Origin of the sequence: Aeromonas piscicola, assembly GCF_000820005.1 — a bacterium.
In the GTDB taxonomy this organism is placed as follows: Bacteria; Pseudomonadota; Gammaproteobacteria; order Enterobacterales; family Aeromonadaceae; genus Aeromonas; species Aeromonas piscicola.
Map to the genome: position 1 here is coordinate 1 of NZ_CDBL01000040.1, position 389 is coordinate 389.

At 66.6% G+C, this 389-nt stretch carries 1 protein-coding gene; it reads left to right on the forward strand.

Annotation, left to right across the window (positions count from 1 at the left end; translation table 11 throughout):
• Nucleotides 1–389 (forward strand): tryptophan synthase subunit alpha (gene trpA / locus BN1128_RS08925; RefSeq protein ID WP_042867808.1); only part of this gene is annotated, 389 nt, incomplete at both ends.

The following is a 389-nucleotide window of genomic DNA, read 5'->3' on the forward strand; positions in this document are numbered from 1 at the left end:
GCGCCGCCCTGCGCGCCTTCGAGAGCCACACCACCCCGGACGACTGCTTCGAGCTGCTCGGCCGCATCCGCGCCAAGTACCCGCAGCTGCCCATTGGCCTGCTGGTTTACGCCAACCTGGTCTATGTGCGCCAGATCGACGGCTTCTATGAGAAGTGCCAGCAGGCGGGCGTGGATTCGGTGCTGGTGGCCGACGTGCCGGTGCAGATGTGCACCCCCTACAAGGCGGCCGCCGACAAGTTCGGTATCGACAGCATCTTTATCGCCCCGCCCAATGGCGACGCCGAGACCCTGAAACAGGTGGCGGAACTCGGCAGTGGTTACACCTACCTGGTGAGCCGCGCCGGTGTGACCGGCGCCGAGACCAAGGCCGGCATGCCGGTGGATGGC